Here is a 17316-nt window from a genome sequence, read left to right on the forward strand (position 1 = left end):
GCCACACCACTTTTCAAGGGAGATCATGGCATGGCTATTCAGGACAAGGCCGCATTGGAGAGGACCGGAGCAGACTTTTCCGTCGAGAAAATGCTTGCAATCAGAGCCAAGGCACAGGAGGCGGTCAAGCGGATCGCTGCGCAGGTAAAACCCGGAATGCTTGAAGAAGACGCCAATAAAATGGTTGTCGACACCTTGCGGGAGATGGGTGCGGCAAAGGCTTTTCACAAACCCTATATTCGTTTTGGCAGCAATACGACGAAAACCTTCGGGGCGGACTCGGAACCGGGCGTCCGGTTGGGTGCCGACGACATTTTTTTTATCGATATCGCCCCGGTCTGGGATGGATATGAAGGGGATGCGGGCGACAGCTTCGTGACCGGCGGCAATCCGGAATTGAAACGCTGCGCCGGGGATGCCCGGAAGATTTTTGAAGCCGTTGCCAAAAAATGGAAGGACGAGAAAGCAACCGGCGTCGAGCTGTATGATTTCGCCCAAAAACTGGCTCTGGATCTTGGTTGGGAGTTGAATCTCGAACTGGGCGGACATCGCCTCGGCGACTATTCCAGTGCGGAACATTATGAAGGCCCGCTGTCCGAGATAGCCTTTCACCCCTCGCCAAACCTGTGGATGGTCGAGATTCACATCCGGGATGCCAAAAACGGTTTCGGGGCATTTTACGAAGATCTGCTGATCTGATTTCTGGCAGCATTCCGTATTATCCCGGCTCTCCTCTCTTTGCCACGAAGAGCTGGAGAGCCGGGACGGCTTTTGCCGGAAAAAACAACACGGCATCCGGGCATCCTTTTATTCAGCGCCCTTCTCTTCGAATTCCCCGAAGGATTTCTCGAAGATTTCAAGCAGCTCCAGGCTCTGCCTGGACAGCAGCATGGCATTTCCGACCATGGCGTAGTACAGGATGCTCAGGCGGGTCTTGGAGGAGTTGTCCTTGATCCTGACCACCTGCCTGGCATTGAGTTCGGTGGCGAGATCCCGCAGTCCGCGGTCCTTGGCCATCAGGCTGTGGATATCGGCGGCCCGTTTGAGGCCGAAAGTGGTTTCGAGCTCCAGCAGAACCTCGTCAAGCAGGCGGCGCACCTGCTCCAGTTCGCCGATTTGCACCGGCAGCAGGCCTTTATGATGGTTGATGACGTGGGTGTAGGCACGCAGCACGATATCCCGGTGGCCGTCGGTCAGCTTCTGCAGATGCCGCACGGTCTGGGGATACTTGTGCGACAGCGCGAAGCCTTGCTGATCCAGCAGGCGCATGGCCTTGAATACATTGGCGCTGATGATATTCGACCACTGCTGAAACTTGCCCAGCCGCTTGCGCTCATAGCTCAGACGGTCCAGGTTTCCCCGGAAAAGCGCCTCCAGGGTGGCATCCAGGGAGACACGCACTTCCCCGAGCAGAAAGCTCATGTGCTCAAGGGTCGTCTCGACGGTTTCCCGGGGGTTTTCCACCGATTTGAGGTTGAATACCGTTTCCTTGTCGGCGTCTTTCTCCATTTCCCGATGTTTGCGATGAGCGTTCAGGATCAGGGCGGCGGCAATGAAAACCAGCAGCACAACTCCCAGCGCCTTGGCGTAGAAGATGACGGCAACGAACAGGCCGGCGAAAATGAAGGCGATGACGGCCGTCATGAACCAGCCGCCGATCACCGTCAGCACGCCGGTGACGCGGTATACGGCGGTCTCGCGCCCCCAGGCCCGGTCCGCAAAAGAGGTGCCCATGGCGACCATGAAGGTCACGTAGGTGGTCGACAGCGGCAGCTTGTGACCGGTGGCATAAGAGACCACGGCGCTGGCCACCATCAGGTTGACCGTGGCGCGCAGCAGGTCGAAGGAGGCTTTTTTGCCATCACCGCCAACCGACACGGCCGCGTGCGGATCGAGACGCCGGTTGACGAAGCCACGCAGGCGCGCGGGGACCACTACCCGAACGGTCTCGAACACCCCGAGCACCAGCCGCACGATGGCCCGGGACAAAAAGATCGATTCGAAGCGCTCACTGCCTTCGTCCTGCTGGCTGAGACTGAGTTCGGTTCTGGTGACGGTCATGGCCTTTTTCGACAGCCACAGGGTCAGCGTCATGATGATGCCGGCCAGCAGCAGCAGGGAGGTCGGGGTGTGCACCTTGTCGCTCAGCGCCCCCATGGTGACGGTCAGCGGCTGGCCCGTCGCCATGGCCGCCTTGTAGGCCTGCAGGCCGGCCAGGGGCACGCCGATGAAATTGACCAGATCGTTGGCGGCAAAGGCCATGGCCAGCGCGAAGGTACCGACCAGCACCACCGGCTTGAGCATGTTGATCTTCAGCAGATGCAGCGACTGCAGGACAAGCGCGGCAATGACAAAGATGATGAACAGCAGCAGGCAGGCATGATCCTGGATCCATGCCACGTTCCGCGCGGACATGAAGGACGCCCCCTTGGCGCCCTTGACCAGAATGAAGTAGGTGATGGACGACAGGGCAATGCCGCCCCACAGGGCGCCGTAACGGTCGATACGCCGCTGATAGTCGAAGGTGAACAGCAGGCGGGTGAAAAACTGCGCCACGGCGCCGCACACAAAAGCGATGGCCACCGACAGCAGGATGCCCATGATGATGGTGATGGCCTTGGCCGAATTGATGTACTGAACGATGGTGGTCAGACTGTCGCCGGCCTTGACGATCTTGAGGAAGGACATGACCACGGCGGCGCCCAGCAGCTCGAACACCACGGAAACCGTGGTGGAAGTGGGCAGCCCGTAGGTGTTGAAAAGATCCAGCAGGATGATGTCGGTGATCATGACCGCCAGAAAAATGGCCATCAGCTCCGGCATGGTGAAAAATTCCGGATGGAAAATGCCCTTGCGGGCCACCTCCATCATGCCGCTGGAAAAGGTGACGCCGAGCAGAATGCCGAGACTGGCGATGATCATGATGGTCCTTCGCGAAGCCACCTGCGACCCGAAGGACGAATTGAGAAAATTGACCGCGTCGTTGCTGACCCCGACCATGATGTCGAGCGCGGCGATAACGACGAGAATACCGAGCCCGATCAACAGAAACTCACTACCCATAACCTTTTATTTTCCTTTCCCAGGCAAATCTTTGTTGAAGCGGCCGTGCCCGGTTCGCAGACTCCGTTGCCTGCCCTGCCACAGCCGGCGCTCCATTTATCAGGGAATTGTTAGATCCGTATTAGCTCCGGATTAATTCCTGCCGGAAAGCAGATTTTGAAAAAAACGGATTGACAAATGCCTTCTTCCCTATAAAAATAGTAATTAATTACTATTTTTTGGAGATTGTCATGCCCCCCTCAGAACGTTATCTACCCGCCGAAAAACGCCGGCTGGCAACGGTCAAGGCCGTACTCCAGCTGGCAGCGGAACAGAACCCCAACGCCATCACCACCGCGGCCATCGCCGCCCAAATGGGGCTTACCCAGGGCGCGGTTTTCCGCCACTTCCCCAACAAGGATGCCATCCTGCGGGCGGTGATGGAGTGGGTGCACGAGCAGTTGATGTCGCGCATCGAGCAGGCCGTGCAGGCAGCCCCCGGCGCGCTCGCCGGACTGGAGGCCATGTTCACGGCGCATGTGGCGTTTGTGGCCGAGCACCCCGGCGTGCCGCGCATCCTGTTCGGCGAGCTGCAGCGCCCTGAGGCCTCGCCGCCCAAACTTGCGGCGCAGCAGCTGGTCCGGAACTATGGCGAACGGCTCAAAAGCCTTCTCGCGGAGGGAAAAGCGCGGGGAGAACTCGACGCCGGAATCGAGGAAGAAGCGGCGGCCGCCCTGTTTCTCGGCAGCATTCAGGGGCTGGTCATGCAATCGCTGCTGGCCGGCGATGTACAGCGCATCCGCCGCGAAGCTTGCAAGGTATTTGCCATCTATCGACGTGCCATCCGGAGGGAGCCATGAAACGCCTGCCCGTTCAGAAACGCACCCTGGCGCTGCTGGCGGTGCTCGTCCCGCTGCTGGTGCTGTTTGTCTATGTCGCCCTGCGCTCCGGGCCGCTGGCGCCGGTGCCCGTAACCGTCGCCACCGCACAGCGGCGCAGCCTTGCGCCGGGACTGTTCGGCATCGGCACCGTCGCCGCGCGTTATACCTACAAGATCGGACCGACGGCGGCGGGACGCTTGCAACGGCTCGATGTACACGTCGGCGACCGCGTCCGCGCCGGGCAGCTGCTTGGCGCCATGGACGCGGTGGATCTGGAGGCGCGCATGCGGGCCCAGGATGCCGCGTTGAATCGCGCCGCCGCGCAACAACGGGAAGCCGCGGCGCGCGCGGAATACGCCAGAGTCCAGGCGCGGCGCTATCAACAGCTGCACGCGGCAGGTGCGGCCAGCGAGGAAACCCTGGTCACCCGCCGGCAGGAACTGCAGATCGCCGAAGCGGGCCTGCAGGCAGCCCGGCAGGAGCTTTCCCGCCTGCGGGCCGAGCGGGAAGCCCTGACGGAACAACAGCGCGAGTTGCAGCTGGTCGCCCCCGTCGAAGGGCTGGTGGTGGCGCGCAATGTCGATCCGGGCACCACCGTGGTTGCGGGTCAGGCGGTGGTGGAACTGCTCGATCCGAAAAGCCTGTGGCTGGATGTGCGCTTCGATCAGTCCGGCGCACAAGGCCTGGCCGCCGACCTGCCGGCCCGCATCACCCTGCGCTCCCGGGACAAGACGGTGCTGACGGGACGGGTGCTGCGCATCGAACCGCTGGCGGATGACATCACCGAGGAAATCCTCGCCAAAGTGATTTTCACTCCTCCGCCCCCTGCACTGCCGCCCATCGGCGAACTGGCCGAGGTGACCGTGAACCTGCCCCGGCTGCCGCCCGGCGTGGTGATCCCCAACGCGGCGCTGCAGCGGCTCGATGGGCAAACGGGCGTCTGGCGGGTGACAGACGACGATTTACGGTTCACGCCGGTCAAGCCGGGTCCCGCCGATCTGGAGGGGCAGGTCCTGGTCCGGGAAGGCCTGGCGGAGGGCGACCGCATCGTGGTGTACAGCGCCAGGGCACTGACCCCCCGCAGCAGTATCCGGGTGGTGGAGCGGATAGCGGGCGTGGCGCCATGATCAATCTGGCGGCTCGCGACATCCTGCATGCCTGGGGGCGGTTTGTGTTTACCGGCGCCGGGCTGGGGCTGCTGATCGGCGTCACACTGTCGATGGCCGGCATCTACCGGGGCATGGTGGACGACGCCAGGGTGCTGCTCGACAACAGCGGCGCCGATCTGTGGGTGGTTCAAAAGGACACGCTCGGCCCCTATGCCGAATCGTCCAGTCTCTACGACGACGCCTGGCGCGGCATCCGCGGCATGCCGGGGGTGGCCGGCGCGGCCAACGTCACCTACCTGACCATGCAGGTGCGCCACGGCCAGCGCGATGTGCGGGCCATGGTGACCGGCATCGCAGGCGGCGGTCCCGGCACACCGGGCTGGCCACCGTATCTGGTCGCCGGCCGGCAGATCACCCGGGGGCACTATGAGGCGGTAGCCGACCTCGCCAGCGGATTCAAACTCGGTGACCGCCTGCGCATTCGCCGCAACCATTTCACCGTGGTCGGTCTGACCCGGCGCATGGTCTCTTCCAGTGGCGACCCCATGGTGTTCATCCCCCTCAAGGATGCGCAGGAGGCACAGTTCCTCAAGGACAACGACGCCATCCGCCAGCAGCGGCGCCGCGCCGCCGCCAACGAAAACTTCAATCGCCCCGGCGTACCGGATCTGCTGGAAGCCTTCACCGCTTCCCAGAGCAGCCATCCCTACGTGAACGCGGTTCTGGTGCGCACCGCTCCCGGTCACGACCCGGAGGCGGTGGCGCGCGACATCCGCCGCTGGCTGCGTTTGACGGTCTACAGCCGCGCCCAGATGGAGGCTATCCTGGTCGGCAAGCTGATCGCCACCTCGGCCCGCCAGATCGGCATGTTCCTGGTGATCCTGTCCGCAGTGAGCGCCGCCATCGTGGCTTTTATCATCTATACCCTGACCCTCGGCAAAATCCGCGAGATCGCGGTGCTGAAACTGATCGGCACCCGCAATCGCACCATTGCCGCCATGATTCTGCAGCAGTCCATATCGCTGGGCATCATCGGTTTCGTCATCGGCAAGATCAGCGCCACGCTGTTCATGGCGCCGGTATTCCCCAAATATGTTCTGCTTGAACCGCGCGACTCCCTGGCCGGCTTCGTCGCGGTGGTGCTGATCTGCACCCTGTCGAGCCTGATCGCCATTCATGCGGCGCTCAAGGTCGACCCGGCCGAAGCGATCGGAGGCTAGACATGCTGGCAAAAGGCATCCGTGTGCATGGTTTGCGCAAACGCTACGGCAGCGGCGAAACGGCGGTCGAAGCCCTGAAATCGGTGGATATGCAGGTCGGCCCCGGGGAGGTGGTGGGGCTCATCGGCCCGTCGGGCTCCGGCAAAAGCACCCTGCTCAAGTGCCTGGGCGCAGTGATCGAGCCGACCGCCGGGCAGATGCACCTCGGCGAGGACCTGATCTACGACCAGGGCTGGAAAGTCAGGGACCTGCGCGCCCTGCGGCGCGACCGCATCGGCTTTGTGTTCCAGGCGCCATACCTGATCCCGTTTCTCGACGTCACCGACAACGTCGCGCTGCCGGCGATGCTGGCCGGACGCCCGAACGGCGAAGCCCGCGCCCGCGCCATGGAACTGCTGCAGGCTCTCGATGTGCAGCACCGCGCCCGCGCCATGCCCTCGCAGCTGTCCGGCGGCGAGCAGCAGCGCGTGGCCATCGCCCGCGGCTTGGTCAACCATCCGCCGGTGATCCTGGCCGACGAACCGACCGCGCCGCTGGACAGCGAGCGGGCGCTGGCCGTAATCCGCATCCTCAACGATATGGCCCGCACCTTTGAAACCGCCATCATCGTCGTTACCCACGACGAAAAAATCATCCCCACCTTCCGGCGCATCTATCATATCCGCGACGGCGTGACCTATGAAGAACAGGGCGAAGGTCGGGGCTGGGACCCGGGAGAGCTGTCATGATCAAGCCTTTACATCGTGTCGGACACTGCTGGCCGGCCTGGCTGGTGGCCCTGACCCTGAGCGGCTGTGCGGCCGGACCGGACTTCCAGCGCCCCGCCCCCCCGGACATCGCAGGCTATCTGGCCGCCCCGCATGCGGCGATCACGGCCTCGGCCCCCGGCATGCTGGGCAAGGCGCAAACCATCGCTGCCGCAACCCGGGCCGATAGCTGCTGGTGGCAAAACCTGGGGTCTGCCGCACTGAATGAACTGATCGATGAAGCGCTGGCCGCCAGCCCGACGCTGGAGGCCGCCCAGGCGACGCTGCGCCAGGCGCGTGAGCAATACGCCGCCCGCGCCGGCGATACCCGTTATCCGCAACTGGAAGGGACCCTGGGCGCCCGGCGCCAGCGTTTCAATCCCGGCTCCATGGGGCAAACCGGTCAGGCCCGTGAATTCAGTGTCTTCGAAGCGGGGGTGACGGTGGGCTATCGCTTCGATCTGGCCGGCAGCAACCGGCGCATGCTGGAAGCGCTGGCAGCCCGCGGCGATTACCAGCATCACCGGCTCGAAGGTGCCCGCCTGACCCTGGTGGCCGATATCGCCACGGCCGCCATCACGCGGGCCGGGCTGGCCGCACAGATCGACATCCTCGAAACCCTTGAGCGCTACGAACAGAAACGGCTGGCACTGATCCGGCAGCGGCTGTCTCTCGGCCAGGCGGCAAAAGACGAGGTCGCCGGCCGCCAAACCCGCGTCGCCCAGACCGGGGCCATGCTTCCGCCGTTACGCCAGCAGTTGCAGCAGCAGGATCATCGGCTGGCGACACTGGCCGGACGGGCCCCGGGGGCGCAACGCCCCCATCCCTTCACTTTGGCGGAGTTCGATCTGCCATCCAACCTGCCGCTGCTGGTGCCGTCGGCGCTGGTGCGCGGCAGGCCGGATATTCTCGCCGCCGAGGCACTGCTGCATGCCGCCAATGCAGAATACGGGGCCGCCGTCGCCAACCTGTATCCGCAGCTCGATCTGAGCGCCGACCTTGGATCGCAAGCGCTAACCACCGGTGCGCTGTTCGGCAGCGGCTCGCTGATCTGGAGCCTGGCGGGACAATTGACCCAGCCCCTGTTCAAACCCGGCCTGGCAGCGGAAAAACGCGCGGCGCTGGCCGGATTCGAGGCGGCGCGGGCCAACTATCAGGCGGTGGTACTGGAGGCGCTGCGGCAGGTGGCGGATGTGTTGAGGGCCCTGGAAAACGATGCGCGGCAACTGGCGTCGCTGTCCGTGGCGAACGCTGCCGCGGAGCAATCCCTTGAGATCGCCCGGCAGCGCACTCTGCTGGGCGCGGCCGCCGACGACGAACTGCTCGCGGCCCGGCAGCAGGCGCAGCAGACGCAACTCGATATGATCCAGGCCAGAACCGCCCGTCTGCTCGACAGCGTCGCCTTTTGCCAGGCAATGGGCGCCGCCGAGCTTCCCGCCTCGGGGCTTCCATAAAAACGCCGCATAAACAACCTCCGGAAATTGAATGGCCGGGAGGTTGCTTTACAATAGCAGTATCGGGATGCTTCATACACGGCAGGCGCGTCAGGTGACCCTGCCGCCGTCATGGCAGGACGGGCCATCCTGCCATCTTGCACGGGATTTTCAACCGACAGGCACGGCCAAGGTGGAGTCCCCCATGCTGCAATTCAGGACAAGGCTGCTGCTGACACTGGCCGCCGGTGGGCTGATTATCGCGGGCATCTTTTATGGTGCAAGGCTTCTGAAAACGGATGCCGTCCCCGACGGATTCGCCAGCGGCAACGGCCGCATCGAAGCGGCGGAAATCGATATTGCCGCCAAAACCGCCGGCCGGGTCGAGGAAATTGATGTGAAGGAGGGTGACTTCGTTACGGCCGGCCAGGTGCTGGCCCGCATGGATACGGAGGTTCTCGAAGCCCGCAAAAAAGAGGCTCAGGCGCTGCTGCGCCAGGCCGGGTACGCCGTCGAAGCGGCCCGCAGCCAGGTAAACCGCTACCGGGGCGAGAAGGAAGCCGCACAAGCGGTGGTGCGCCAGCGCCAGGCCGAGATCGTGGCGGCCCGGAACCGTTTGGAGCGGTCCCGGGCCGCCGCTCGCGAAAATGCCGTCTCCGCCCAGCGGGTCGATGACGACCGGGCCGCCTACCTCAGCCTGCTGGCCATGCTGCATGCCGCCGAAGCCGACGTCAAAGCGGTCGAAGCCGCCATCGTGATGTCGGGATCCCAGGTGATCGGCGCAGAGTCCAGTGTCGAGGCGGCACAGGCGACCCTGCAGCGGATCGAGGCCGAGATCCGGGACAGCGTACTGAAGGCGCCCTGCAGCGGACGGGTGCAGTATCGGGTAGCGCAGCCCGGTGAAGTTCTCGGCGCCGGCGGCATCGTTCTGAACATGATCAACCTCGCCGATGTGTACATGACCTTCTTCCTGCCCACGGCCGCAGCCGGCAAACTCGCCATCGGCAGCGAAGCGCGCCTGATACTCGACGCCGCGCCCCGCTACGTGGTACCGGCCACCATCTCCTTTGTTGCCGATGTCGCCCAGTTCACGCCCAAAACCGTCGAAACCGCCAGCGAGCGGCAGAAGCTTATGTTCCGGGTCAAGGCGCAGATCGCACCGGAACTGCTCAGCAAATACATCACCAACGTCAAAACCGGCCTGCCGGGTAGCGCCTATGTGCGCATCGACCCCCGGCAACCCTGGCCGGAGGCCCTGCAGGTCAGGCTGCCGCCATGACCGACGACCTTTTCACCCCCCGAAAAGTCCCTGACCAATCCGCGGTGGCGCAGCTGACCGGCATCAGCCTGCGCTATGGCAAGGTGCGGGCGCTGGATGGCATCGACCTGCGGATCCCGGGCGGCTGCGTGGTCGGCCTGATCGGACCGGACGGCGTCGGCAAATCGAGCCTGATGGCGCTGGTCGCCGGAGTTCGCGCGCTGCAGCAGGGGCAACTGGAGGTGCTCGGCCATAACATGGCGAAAGCCCGTGACCGGGAGCGGATCCGCCCCCGCATCGCCTACATGCCACAGGGCCTGGGCAAAAACCTCTATGCCTCCCTTTCGGTGGAGGAGAACCTGCAGTTTTTCGGCCGCCTGTTTGGCCACGGCGCCAGGGAAAGGCGGGCGCGCATCGATGAACTGACAGCCTGGACGGGCCTTTACCCGTTCCGGTCGCGGCCGGTCGGCAAACTCTCCGGCGGCATGAAGCAGAAGCTCGGCCTGTGCTGTGCCCTGATGCATGCCCCGGACCTGCTGATTCTGGACGAACCGACCACCGGCGTCGATCCGCTGGCGCGCAGCCAGTTCTGGAAGCTGATCGGAAGGATCCGCCGGGAGCGCAGCGCCATGAGCGTCATCGCTTCAACCGCCTACATGGACGAGGCTCGGCGTTTCGACTGGCTGGTGGCCATGGATGCCGGCAGGGTATTGGCCGCCGGCACGCCCCGCGCGCTGCTCGATGGCACCGCCACCGATACCCTGGAAGCCGCCTTCATCGCCATGCTGCCCGAACCACGCCGACGCGGCCACCGGCCCGTGGAAATTCCGCCTCTCGATCTGGATGAAGACGCCGAAATCGCCATCGAGGCGCGCGACCTGACCCGACGCTTCGGCGACTTCGTGGCGGTCGACCATGTCAACTTCCGCATCCGGCAAGGCGAAATCTTCGGTTTTCTGGGATCCAACGGCTGCGGCAAAACCACCACCATGAAAATGCTGACCGGCCTGCTGCCGGCCAGCGACGGGCATGCCTGGCTGTTCGGCCACCCCGTCGATCCCCACGATCTCGCCATCCGCGGGCGGGTCGGCTACATGTCGCAGACCTTCTCCCTCTACTCGGAGCTGAGCGTCCGGCAGAACCTGGAGCTGCACGCGCGGCTGTTCCGGCTGTCAGCGCCACATATCCCGGGACGGGTGGCGGAAATGCTGCGCCGTTTCGGCCTTGACGAAGTCCCCGGCGTTCTCCCCAAAAGCCTGCCCCTCGGCCTGCGGCAGCGGCTCTCCCTGGCCGTGGCCATGGTGCACAGACCGGACATGCTGATTCTCGACGAACCGACCTCGGGCGTGGATCCCATCGCCCGCGACAACTTCTGGCGGCTGATGATCGATTTGGCACGCCAGGACAAGGTCACCATCTTCGTCTCCACCCACTTCATGAACGAAGCGCAGCGCTGCGACCGCATCTCGTTGATGCACGACGGCCGCGTGCTGGCCAGCGGCACTCCGGCGGAGCTGATACGCCAGCGCGGCGCAAACACCCTGGAAGATGCGTTCATTGATTTCCTCAGGGAGGCCGGGGCCTGCGAGCAACCGGCGATTGCCACCGAAGCGGAAACGGTCCCCGCGGCGGCCCCCTTTGCCGATGGCAAAGCGCCGGCACGCCATGGTTTTTTCCATCCGGCCCGCGCCCTGGGCTACAGCCTGCGGGAAGCGCTGGAACTGCGGCGCGATCCGGTGCGCGGCACCATGGCCCTGCTCGGCACCCTGTTTCTGATGCTGATCATGGGCTATGGCATCAGCATGGACGTGGAGAATCTGCGCTTTGCCGTGCTCGACCGGGACCAGACAACCCTGAGCCGCAACTACGTGCTGAACTTGTCGGGATCACGCTATTTCATCGAACGTCCGCCGCTTTCCGATTACCGGGAAATTGACCGGCGCATGCGCAGCGGCGAACTGTCCCTGGCTATCGAGATCCCCCCCGGATTCGCCCGCGACCTGCAACACGGCCGGCCGGCAACTATCGGCGCCTGGATCGACGGTGCCATGCCGTCAAGGGCTGAAACGGTCCGGGGTTACGTGCAGGGCATGCACCAATGGTGGCTGGAGGACATGGAGCGGCGCCGTTCCAAGGGCCGAAGCCGACCCTTGGCCACCATCGAGACCCGGTTTCGCTACAACCCGGCGGTTGAAAGCCGGCCGGCGATGGTCCCGGCGGTCATGCCGCTGCTGTTGCTGATGATCCCGGCGATGCTGACCGCCTTGTCGGTGGTGCGCGAAAAGGAACTCGGCCCCATCGTCAACTTTTATGTCACCCCTGTCTCCCGCGCCGAGTTCCTGCTCGGCAAGCAACTGCCCTACGTGGTTCTGGCAATGCTGAACTTTTTGCTGATGACGGTTCTGACCGTCACCCTTTTCAAGGTGCCGGTCAAGGGCAGTTTCATGGTGCTGGCGACCGCTGCATGCCTGTACGCCATCATTGCCACCGGTTTCGGGCTGCTTGCGTCAACCTTCACCCGCAGCCAGATCGCGGCCATGTTCTTCGCCATGCTCGGCACCATGCTGCCGGCCATCGAGTTCGCCGGTCTGCTCAACCCGGTTTCGTCACTGGAGGGCGCCGGAGCAATCATCGGCCGCATCTACCCGGCCACGCACTTTCTGACCATCTGCCGCGGCGTCTTCAACAAGGCCCTGGGGCTGCCGGACCTGCAGGCCTCCCTGTGGTCGCTGCTGCCGGCCATTCCAGTGATCCTCGGGCTGGCCATCGTGCTGCTGAAAAAACAGGAGACCCGATGATGCGTCCTGCCGCCACCATCTACCGCCTGGGCATCAAGGAGCTGTGGAGCCTGGCCCGCGACCCGGCCATGCTGATACTGATCGTCTATACCTTCACCGCTGCCGTCTACATCGCCGCGACCGCCATGCCCGATGCCCTGCACAAAACCCCCATCGCCATTGTCGACGAGGACGACTCGCCGCTGTCGGCACGCATCGCCACGGCCTTTTATCCGCCCTACTTCATGCCTCCGGCAAAACTTGCGCTGAGCGAAGTGGATCCGGTGCTGGACGCAGGGGAATACAGCTTCGTCCTCGACATTCCCCCCGGCTTCCAGCGCGACGTGCTGGCCGGGCGGTCGCCGGCGATGCAGCTCAACGTCGATGCGACCCGCATGAGCCAGGCCTTCACCGGCAGCGGCTACATCCAGCAGATCGCCCTGGGCCAGGTTCGCGAATTCGCGCAGCGTTACCGTGCCAGGGAAACGCCAAGGGCGGACCTGGAGTCGCGGGTTCGCTTCAACCCCAACCTGACCCAGACATGGTTCGGCGCGGTCATGGAAATCATCGACAACATCACCATGCTGTCCATCATTCTGGCCGGCGCGGCCCTGATCCGCGAACGGGAGCACGGCACCATCGAGCACCTTCTGGCGATGCCGGTTACCCCGGCCGAAATCATGCTGTCCAAGCTCTGGCCCATGGCGCTGGTGGTCCTGCTGGCGACAGGCGTCTCTCTGACCTTCATCGTGCGCGGCGCGCTGCAGGTGCCGATCAGCGGCTCGGCGGCACTCTTTATGGCGGGCGCCGCAATGCACCTGTTCGCCACCACCTGCATGGGAATCTTCATGGCGACCCTGGCGCGTTCCATGCCCCAGTTGGCGCTGCTGATCCTGCTGACCCTGTTGCCGTTGCAGATGCTCTCGGGAGGCATGACGCCCCGCGAGAGCATGCCGGCCTTCGCCAGGAACATCATGCTCGCCGCGCCAACCACCCATTTTGTCTCGGCTTCGCAGGCCATTCTGTTCCGCGCCGCGGGGCTGGAGGTGGTATGGCCGCAACTGCTCGCCCTGGCATGCATCGGTGCCCTGTTCTTCGGCGTTGCGCTGGGACGCTTTCGGAAATCCCTTGGCATGCCCGGATGATTGGCGCCCGACGGCACCTGTCCCGCAGGCCTCTCTGAAAACATTTTTGCTTGCGTCCGCGCAAAACCCCGGGTAGGTTGACGGCTGCTCTTGACGACGCCCCTGTTCTGGCGGGTCCGGCCGTCTTCACGCCGCGACGCGCACAATCTTCCATCGGTTCTGCAGAGGTTGGCATGGACAGCCTGACGCACAGTGAAATCACCGCCCTGTTGCTGGCTCTGGGAGTGCTCCTGGCCAGCGCCCGGCTGCTCGGCGAGCTGGCCCGCCGGTTCCATCTGCCGGCGGTCCTCGGCGAAATTCTGGCCGGCATCCTTTGGGGCCCGACCGTTTTTGGCGCCCTGGCCCCGGCCGGTCGGACCTTCCTCTTTCCAAGCCATGGCGGAGGGGCGCTGGCCCTCGACGGTCTGACCACCCTGGCCATCACCCTGTTTCTGTTGGTGGCCGGCATGGAGGTAGACCTCTCCACCGTGTGGCGTCAGGGTAAAAGCGCCGTCAGCGTCGGCGTCGCCGGCATTGTCGTGCCCTTTGCCCTGGGTTTCGCGGCATCCTGGTATCTACCGGAGATAATGGGGATGGAGGCCGGCGCGAGCCCGCTGATCTTCGCCCTGTTCATGGCCACCGCCCTGTCCATCTCCGCCTTGCCGGTGATCGCCAAGACCCTGATGGACCTCAATCTCTACCGCAGTGATCTGGGCATGCTGCTGATAGCCGCGGCGGTGCTCAATGACCTGGTCGGCTGGATTATCTTCGCCGTCATTCTCGGCATGCTCGGCACGGCAGCCATCACCCTGAGCATCGGCCAGACCATTGGGCTGACACTGGGCTTCACCGTCGTCATGCTGACGCTGGGACGCGGGCTCATCAACCGCGCCCTGCCGTGGATCCAGGCCCACAGCAGCTGGCCGGGCGGCGTGCTCGGTTTTGCCCTGGCGCTGACCCTTATGGCGGCTGCCTTCACCGAATGGATCGGCGTCCATGCCATCTTCGGTTCCTTTCTGGCGGGGGTGGCGCTGGGCGACTCCCAGCATCTGCGGGAAAAAACCCGCGCCGTCATCGACCAGTTCGTGTCCTTTATTTTCGCACCGCTGTTTTTTGCCAGTATCGGACTGAAAGTCGATTTTATCGCCAATTTCGATGCGCTGCTGGTTGGCGTTGTGCTGCTCATCGCCACCCTCGGCAAGGTCTTCGGCTGCAGCCTGGCGGGGCGCCTCAGCGGCATGGACCGGCGTGAATCCTGGGCTGTCGGGTTCGGCATGAACGCCCGCGGCGCCATGGAGATCATTCTGGGCCTGCTCGCCCTCAGCAACGGCCTGATCGGCGAACGCCTGTTCGTCGCCCTGGTGTTCATGGCACTGGCAACCTCCCTGCTGAGCGGTCCGCTTCTGCAACGCCTGCTGCACCTGAAAAAACCCCGCCGCTTCACCGACTTCATAACCACCCGCAGCTTCGTCAATCCCACCGCCGCGGTTACCCGCGAGGATGCGATCACCGAGCTGTCTTATGCCGCGGCACAAGCCGCCGGGCTGGATGCCGACGCCGTCGCCAGGGCCGTTCTGAAGCGCGAAGAACTCATGGCTACCGGCCTCGGCATGGGAGTTGCCGCCCCCCATGCCCGCCTGCCCGGCCTGCAGGCGCCTGTCATCGCCGCGGGTTTATCGCATTTCGGTATTGACTTTGACGCCCCCGATGCCTGCCCTGCGCAACTGATCTTCCTTATCCTGACCCCGGTCCACGACGACGGGGCACAACTGGAAATTCTGGCGGATATCGCCGCCTCCCTCAAGGCCAGGGAACTGCGGGAAAAGTTACTGCAGGTTAACGGCTTGACCGAGTTTCTGGCCCTGGTCAAAAGCGGGCAGCCCCACTGAATCCGCCCACTAATTAAAAAGCGCCCCTTGTCACTTCAAGGGGCGCTTTTACGGATCATTTTCTGTCAAACAGTGGCCGGCGGTTTTTCCATTTGTCAGTTATCCAGAGGCACGCGCTGCAGATAAGCCTCACCGCTGCCGTCGGCTTTCTGGTTGAGCAACAGCAGAGCCGCGCTCACCTTGCCCTGCTGTTTTACCAGGGCAAAATCGAGAATGAAGGCTTCGATTCCGGCGAACAGTTCCCGCACCGCGAAGCGGTCGCCGCTCCAGCGCACCGCCACCAGTTTGTCCCTTCCCGTGGGCTTGCCGATCAGGGGCAGCCCGGTGCTGCGCTCCCGGCGGATGGTGTAAGCGGTCCCGTCAGCGTCGACCACAACACGCGGAGGGAGGCTGTGCCATGTTTCACGCACCATGTCTTCCTTGCCGAAGCCGGCCCGGTACTCCGGGGTTTCCAAAGGCACGGCGACACGCGGACCCACAAATTCTCCAAAGTCATACAGCAGACTGCCGCCGGCCAACGGCGCGCCATCCTGCCGGGCCACCAGCCGCAGCTGCTGATCGGCCGTCCACTGCAGTGCCTGCTGCTGGCCGATGGGTGTGGTCTCGAACAGATTGCCCCCGGCCCAGGCAACGGCCTTTTGCCCGGCATTCCAGCTCTTGCCGCTGGTATCCAGGGCAACCACCGGTCCCTGGTACAAACTGTGGTTGCCGCGATACTGCACAAAACCGAGCTTGTCCTGCAGTCTTACAAACGCCCGCGGACCGGGACTCGCGGATAAGCCCCGCCCGGCTTGTTCGAACACGACGGCACGGGGCCGGGAATCGGTACCGGCATAGATGCCCCGCGTGTCATCCGCCCATACGGCGACCAGTTCCGGATCGCCGTCCCGGTCCGGATCTCCGGCTTCGAGATACAAGGCCCGCCAGGCGGGGTGGCCGTGCACATACGGTCCCCAGGGGTGCAGCAGGTTCTGCTGCAGTCGGTAAGGCTGCACGCCTTCATCGGTCAGCACCGCGAGATCCAGCCCCTGCTCCCCCGCATCCGCCAGCCATGCCAGACTGCGAGGGCGGCCCGGCAACGACAGCGGGCCGGGCAGGTTCGACGACGCGGGACGCGATGCGGCAGGGACTGCCGAGGATGGGACCACGGCCGGCACAGGCCGGGCCGCTGAAAGCGGCGCGGCAACCGGTTGTTCCACCGGAGCCTCGCCGGCAGGCGGCGCGTGGCGTTCAAAAGCGATAATCGCGCCATCGACGGCGCGCCGCAAAAAGGCCATCGCCCCGCCGTCGTTATCTTTCAGTTCAAGCACCAGGCCCCTGCCGCCGGAGGGCACCTGATCACCCGTTCGAACCGCAAAGCCGTGCATCAGCAGCTGCTCCAGGGTTGCCTGGCCGGCAGCGGTGGAGAACGGGGACTTTGTGGCGGTGACCAGCAGCAGTTCCTTCTGCCCCTGCCATGCGGACAGGGCCCGGTCGATCCGGGGCCATGGGATCGAGGCGGCGAAGGCCGGCACGACACACAGCAGACATATCAGTGCCGCAACAAGACGGACAGAGATTCTCATCGCTTATCCCTTCGGATGCAAAACCAATACTCGACACAACAGGCCGGTGCACGGTATGTCGCACCGGCCCGTGTTTATTCTCAATAGGTCCAGGCCAGGGTCAGGCAATTGACGAAAGCGGGATCGTCACCGAACTGATCCTTGATACCATCGCCCGGAACAAAGGTGGAGAAAATATAGTCGATGGAGAAGTTTTTGTTGAACGCATACAGCAACTGCAGGTCGAAAGTGGTACCCGCGTAGTCATCGACCTTTTCGCCGGGTTTGCGTGT

12 protein-coding genes and 1 pseudogene are annotated in these 17316 nt (G+C 64.0%); 10 read left to right on the plus strand and 3 right to left on the minus strand.

From position 1 onward, the window contains the following. The first annotated feature begins 30 nt into the window (after positions 1 to 30). On the plus strand, positions 31 to 699 hold the full coding sequence (locus tag AB7E65_RS02915; RefSeq protein WP_072286663.1) for a M24 family metallopeptidase: 669 nt from the start codon (positions 31 to 33) through the stop codon (positions 697 to 699). 108 nt (positions 700 to 807) lie between these two features. Here AB7E65_RS02915 and AB7E65_RS02920 read toward each other — a convergent pair whose 3' ends face one another. Further along, a complete protein-coding gene (locus AB7E65_RS02920) occupies positions 808 to 3063 on the minus strand; it encodes an anion permease (protein ID WP_428745240.1) in 2256 nt (751 codons plus the stop codon). A gap of 230 nt (positions 3064 to 3293) precedes the next feature. On the opposite strand from AB7E65_RS02920, the gene AB7E65_RS02925 reads away from it, so the two are divergent. The 9 genes from AB7E65_RS02925 (at position 3294) to AB7E65_RS02965 (ending at position 15479) form a co-directional block, all read left to right on the plus strand. Next, on the plus strand, positions 3294 to 3902 hold the full coding sequence (locus AB7E65_RS02925) for a TetR/AcrR family transcriptional regulator (protein WP_428745241.1): 609 nt from the start codon (positions 3294 to 3296) through the stop codon (positions 3900 to 3902). Beyond that, the gene (locus AB7E65_RS02930; RefSeq protein WP_072286660.1) at positions 3899 to 5050 is read left to right on the plus strand and encodes an efflux RND transporter periplasmic adaptor subunit; all 1152 of its coding nucleotides are present in this window, start codon (positions 3899 to 3901) and stop codon (positions 5048 to 5050) included. The genes AB7E65_RS02925 and AB7E65_RS02930 overlap by 4 nt, the downstream gene beginning before the upstream one ends. Beyond that, positions 5047 to 6252 (plus strand): ABC transporter permease, encoded by a 1206-nt coding sequence (locus tag AB7E65_RS02935; protein WP_072286659.1) that lies wholly within the window; start codon positions 5047 to 5049, stop codon positions 6250 to 6252. Before AB7E65_RS02930 ends, AB7E65_RS02935 begins: the two co-directional genes overlap by 4 nt. Before the next feature lie 2 nt (positions 6253 to 6254). After that, positions 6255 to 6980: an ABC transporter ATP-binding protein gene (locus AB7E65_RS02940; protein ID WP_072286658.1), complete on the plus strand. Its 726-nt coding sequence runs from the start codon at positions 6255 to 6257 to the stop codon at positions 6978 to 6980. Continuing rightward, positions 6977 to 8452: an efflux transporter outer membrane subunit gene (locus AB7E65_RS02945; protein WP_320361650.1), complete on the plus strand. Its 1476-nt coding sequence runs from the start codon at positions 6977 to 6979 to the stop codon at positions 8450 to 8452. The genes AB7E65_RS02940 and AB7E65_RS02945 overlap by 4 nt, the downstream gene beginning before the upstream one ends. 184 nt (positions 8453 to 8636) lie before the next feature. Further along, complete coding sequence (locus AB7E65_RS02950) at positions 8637 to 9710, plus strand: HlyD family secretion protein (protein ID WP_072288070.1); 1074 nt, start codon at positions 8637 to 8639, stop codon at positions 9708 to 9710. Beyond that, the gene (gene rbbA / locus AB7E65_RS02955; RefSeq protein ID WP_428745242.1) at positions 9707 to 12487 is read left to right on the plus strand and encodes a ribosome-associated ATPase/putative transporter RbbA; all 2781 of its coding nucleotides are present in this window, start codon (positions 9707 to 9709) and stop codon (positions 12485 to 12487) included. The genes AB7E65_RS02950 and rbbA overlap by 4 nt, the downstream gene beginning before the upstream one ends. Beyond that, the gene (locus tag AB7E65_RS02960; protein WP_428745244.1) at positions 12487 to 13611 is read left to right on the plus strand and encodes an ABC transporter permease; all 1125 of its coding nucleotides are present in this window, start codon (positions 12487 to 12489) and stop codon (positions 13609 to 13611) included. The genes rbbA and AB7E65_RS02960 overlap by 1 nt, the downstream gene beginning before the upstream one ends. A gap of 173 nt (positions 13612 to 13784) precedes the next feature. Then, complete coding sequence (locus tag AB7E65_RS02965) at positions 13785 to 15479, plus strand: cation:proton antiporter (RefSeq protein ID WP_072286655.1); 1695 nt, start codon at positions 13785 to 13787, stop codon at positions 15477 to 15479. A 95-nt stretch (positions 15480 to 15574) separates the two neighbouring features. Here the strand turns inward: AB7E65_RS02965 and AB7E65_RS02970 are convergent, their stop codons facing one another. Further along, positions 15575 to 17044: a hypothetical protein gene (locus AB7E65_RS02970; protein WP_428745243.1), complete on the minus strand. Its 1470-nt coding sequence runs from the start codon at positions 17042 to 17044 to the stop codon at positions 15575 to 15577. A gap of 80 nt (positions 17045 to 17124) precedes the next feature. Next, positions 17125 to 17316: pseudogene (locus AB7E65_RS02975) on the minus strand (hypothetical protein); the annotation flags it as partial.

Source organism: Syntrophotalea sp., assembly GCF_050253115.1.
Classification (GTDB): Bacteria; Desulfobacterota; Desulfuromonadia; order Desulfuromonadales; family Syntrophotaleaceae; genus Syntrophotalea; species Syntrophotalea acetylenica.

Bases quoted from the DNA above. Each gene is read 5' to 3' on its own strand.
- AB7E65_RS02925 (WP_428745241.1), top strand. From the start codon at position 3,294: ATGCCCCCCTCAGAACGTTATCTACCCGCCGAAAAACGCCGGCTGGCA.
- rbbA (WP_428745242.1), top strand. From the start codon at position 9,707: ATGACCGACGACCTTTTCACCCCCCGAAAAGTCCCTGACCAATCCGCG.
- AB7E65_RS02940 (WP_072286658.1), top strand. From the start codon at position 6,255: ATGCTGGCAAAAGGCATCCGTGTGCATGGTTTGCGCAAACGCTACGGC.
- AB7E65_RS02920 (WP_428745240.1), bottom strand. From the start codon at position 3,063: ATGGGTAGTGAGTTTCTGTTGATCGGGCTCGGTATTCTCGTCGTTATC.
- AB7E65_RS02960 (WP_428745244.1), top strand. From the start codon at position 12,487: ATGCGTCCTGCCGCCACCATCTACCGCCTGGGCATCAAGGAGCTGTGG.
- AB7E65_RS02965 (WP_072286655.1), top strand. From the start codon at position 13,785: ATGGACAGCCTGACGCACAGTGAAATCACCGCCCTGTTGCTGGCTCTG.
- AB7E65_RS02945 (WP_320361650.1), top strand. From the start codon at position 6,977: ATGATCAAGCCTTTACATCGTGTCGGACACTGCTGGCCGGCCTGGCTG.
- AB7E65_RS02915 (WP_072286663.1), top strand. From the start codon at position 31: ATGGCTATTCAGGACAAGGCCGCATTGGAGAGGACCGGAGCAGACTTT.
- AB7E65_RS02950 (WP_072288070.1), top strand. From the start codon at position 8,637: ATGCTGCAATTCAGGACAAGGCTGCTGCTGACACTGGCCGCCGGTGGG.
- AB7E65_RS02930 (WP_072286660.1), top strand. From the start codon at position 3,899: ATGAAACGCCTGCCCGTTCAGAAACGCACCCTGGCGCTGCTGGCGGTG.
- AB7E65_RS02970 (WP_428745243.1), bottom strand. From the start codon at position 17,044: ATGAGAATCTCTGTCCGTCTTGTTGCGGCACTGATATGTCTGCTGTGT.
- AB7E65_RS02935 (WP_072286659.1), top strand. From the start codon at position 5,047: ATGATCAATCTGGCGGCTCGCGACATCCTGCATGCCTGGGGGCGGTTT.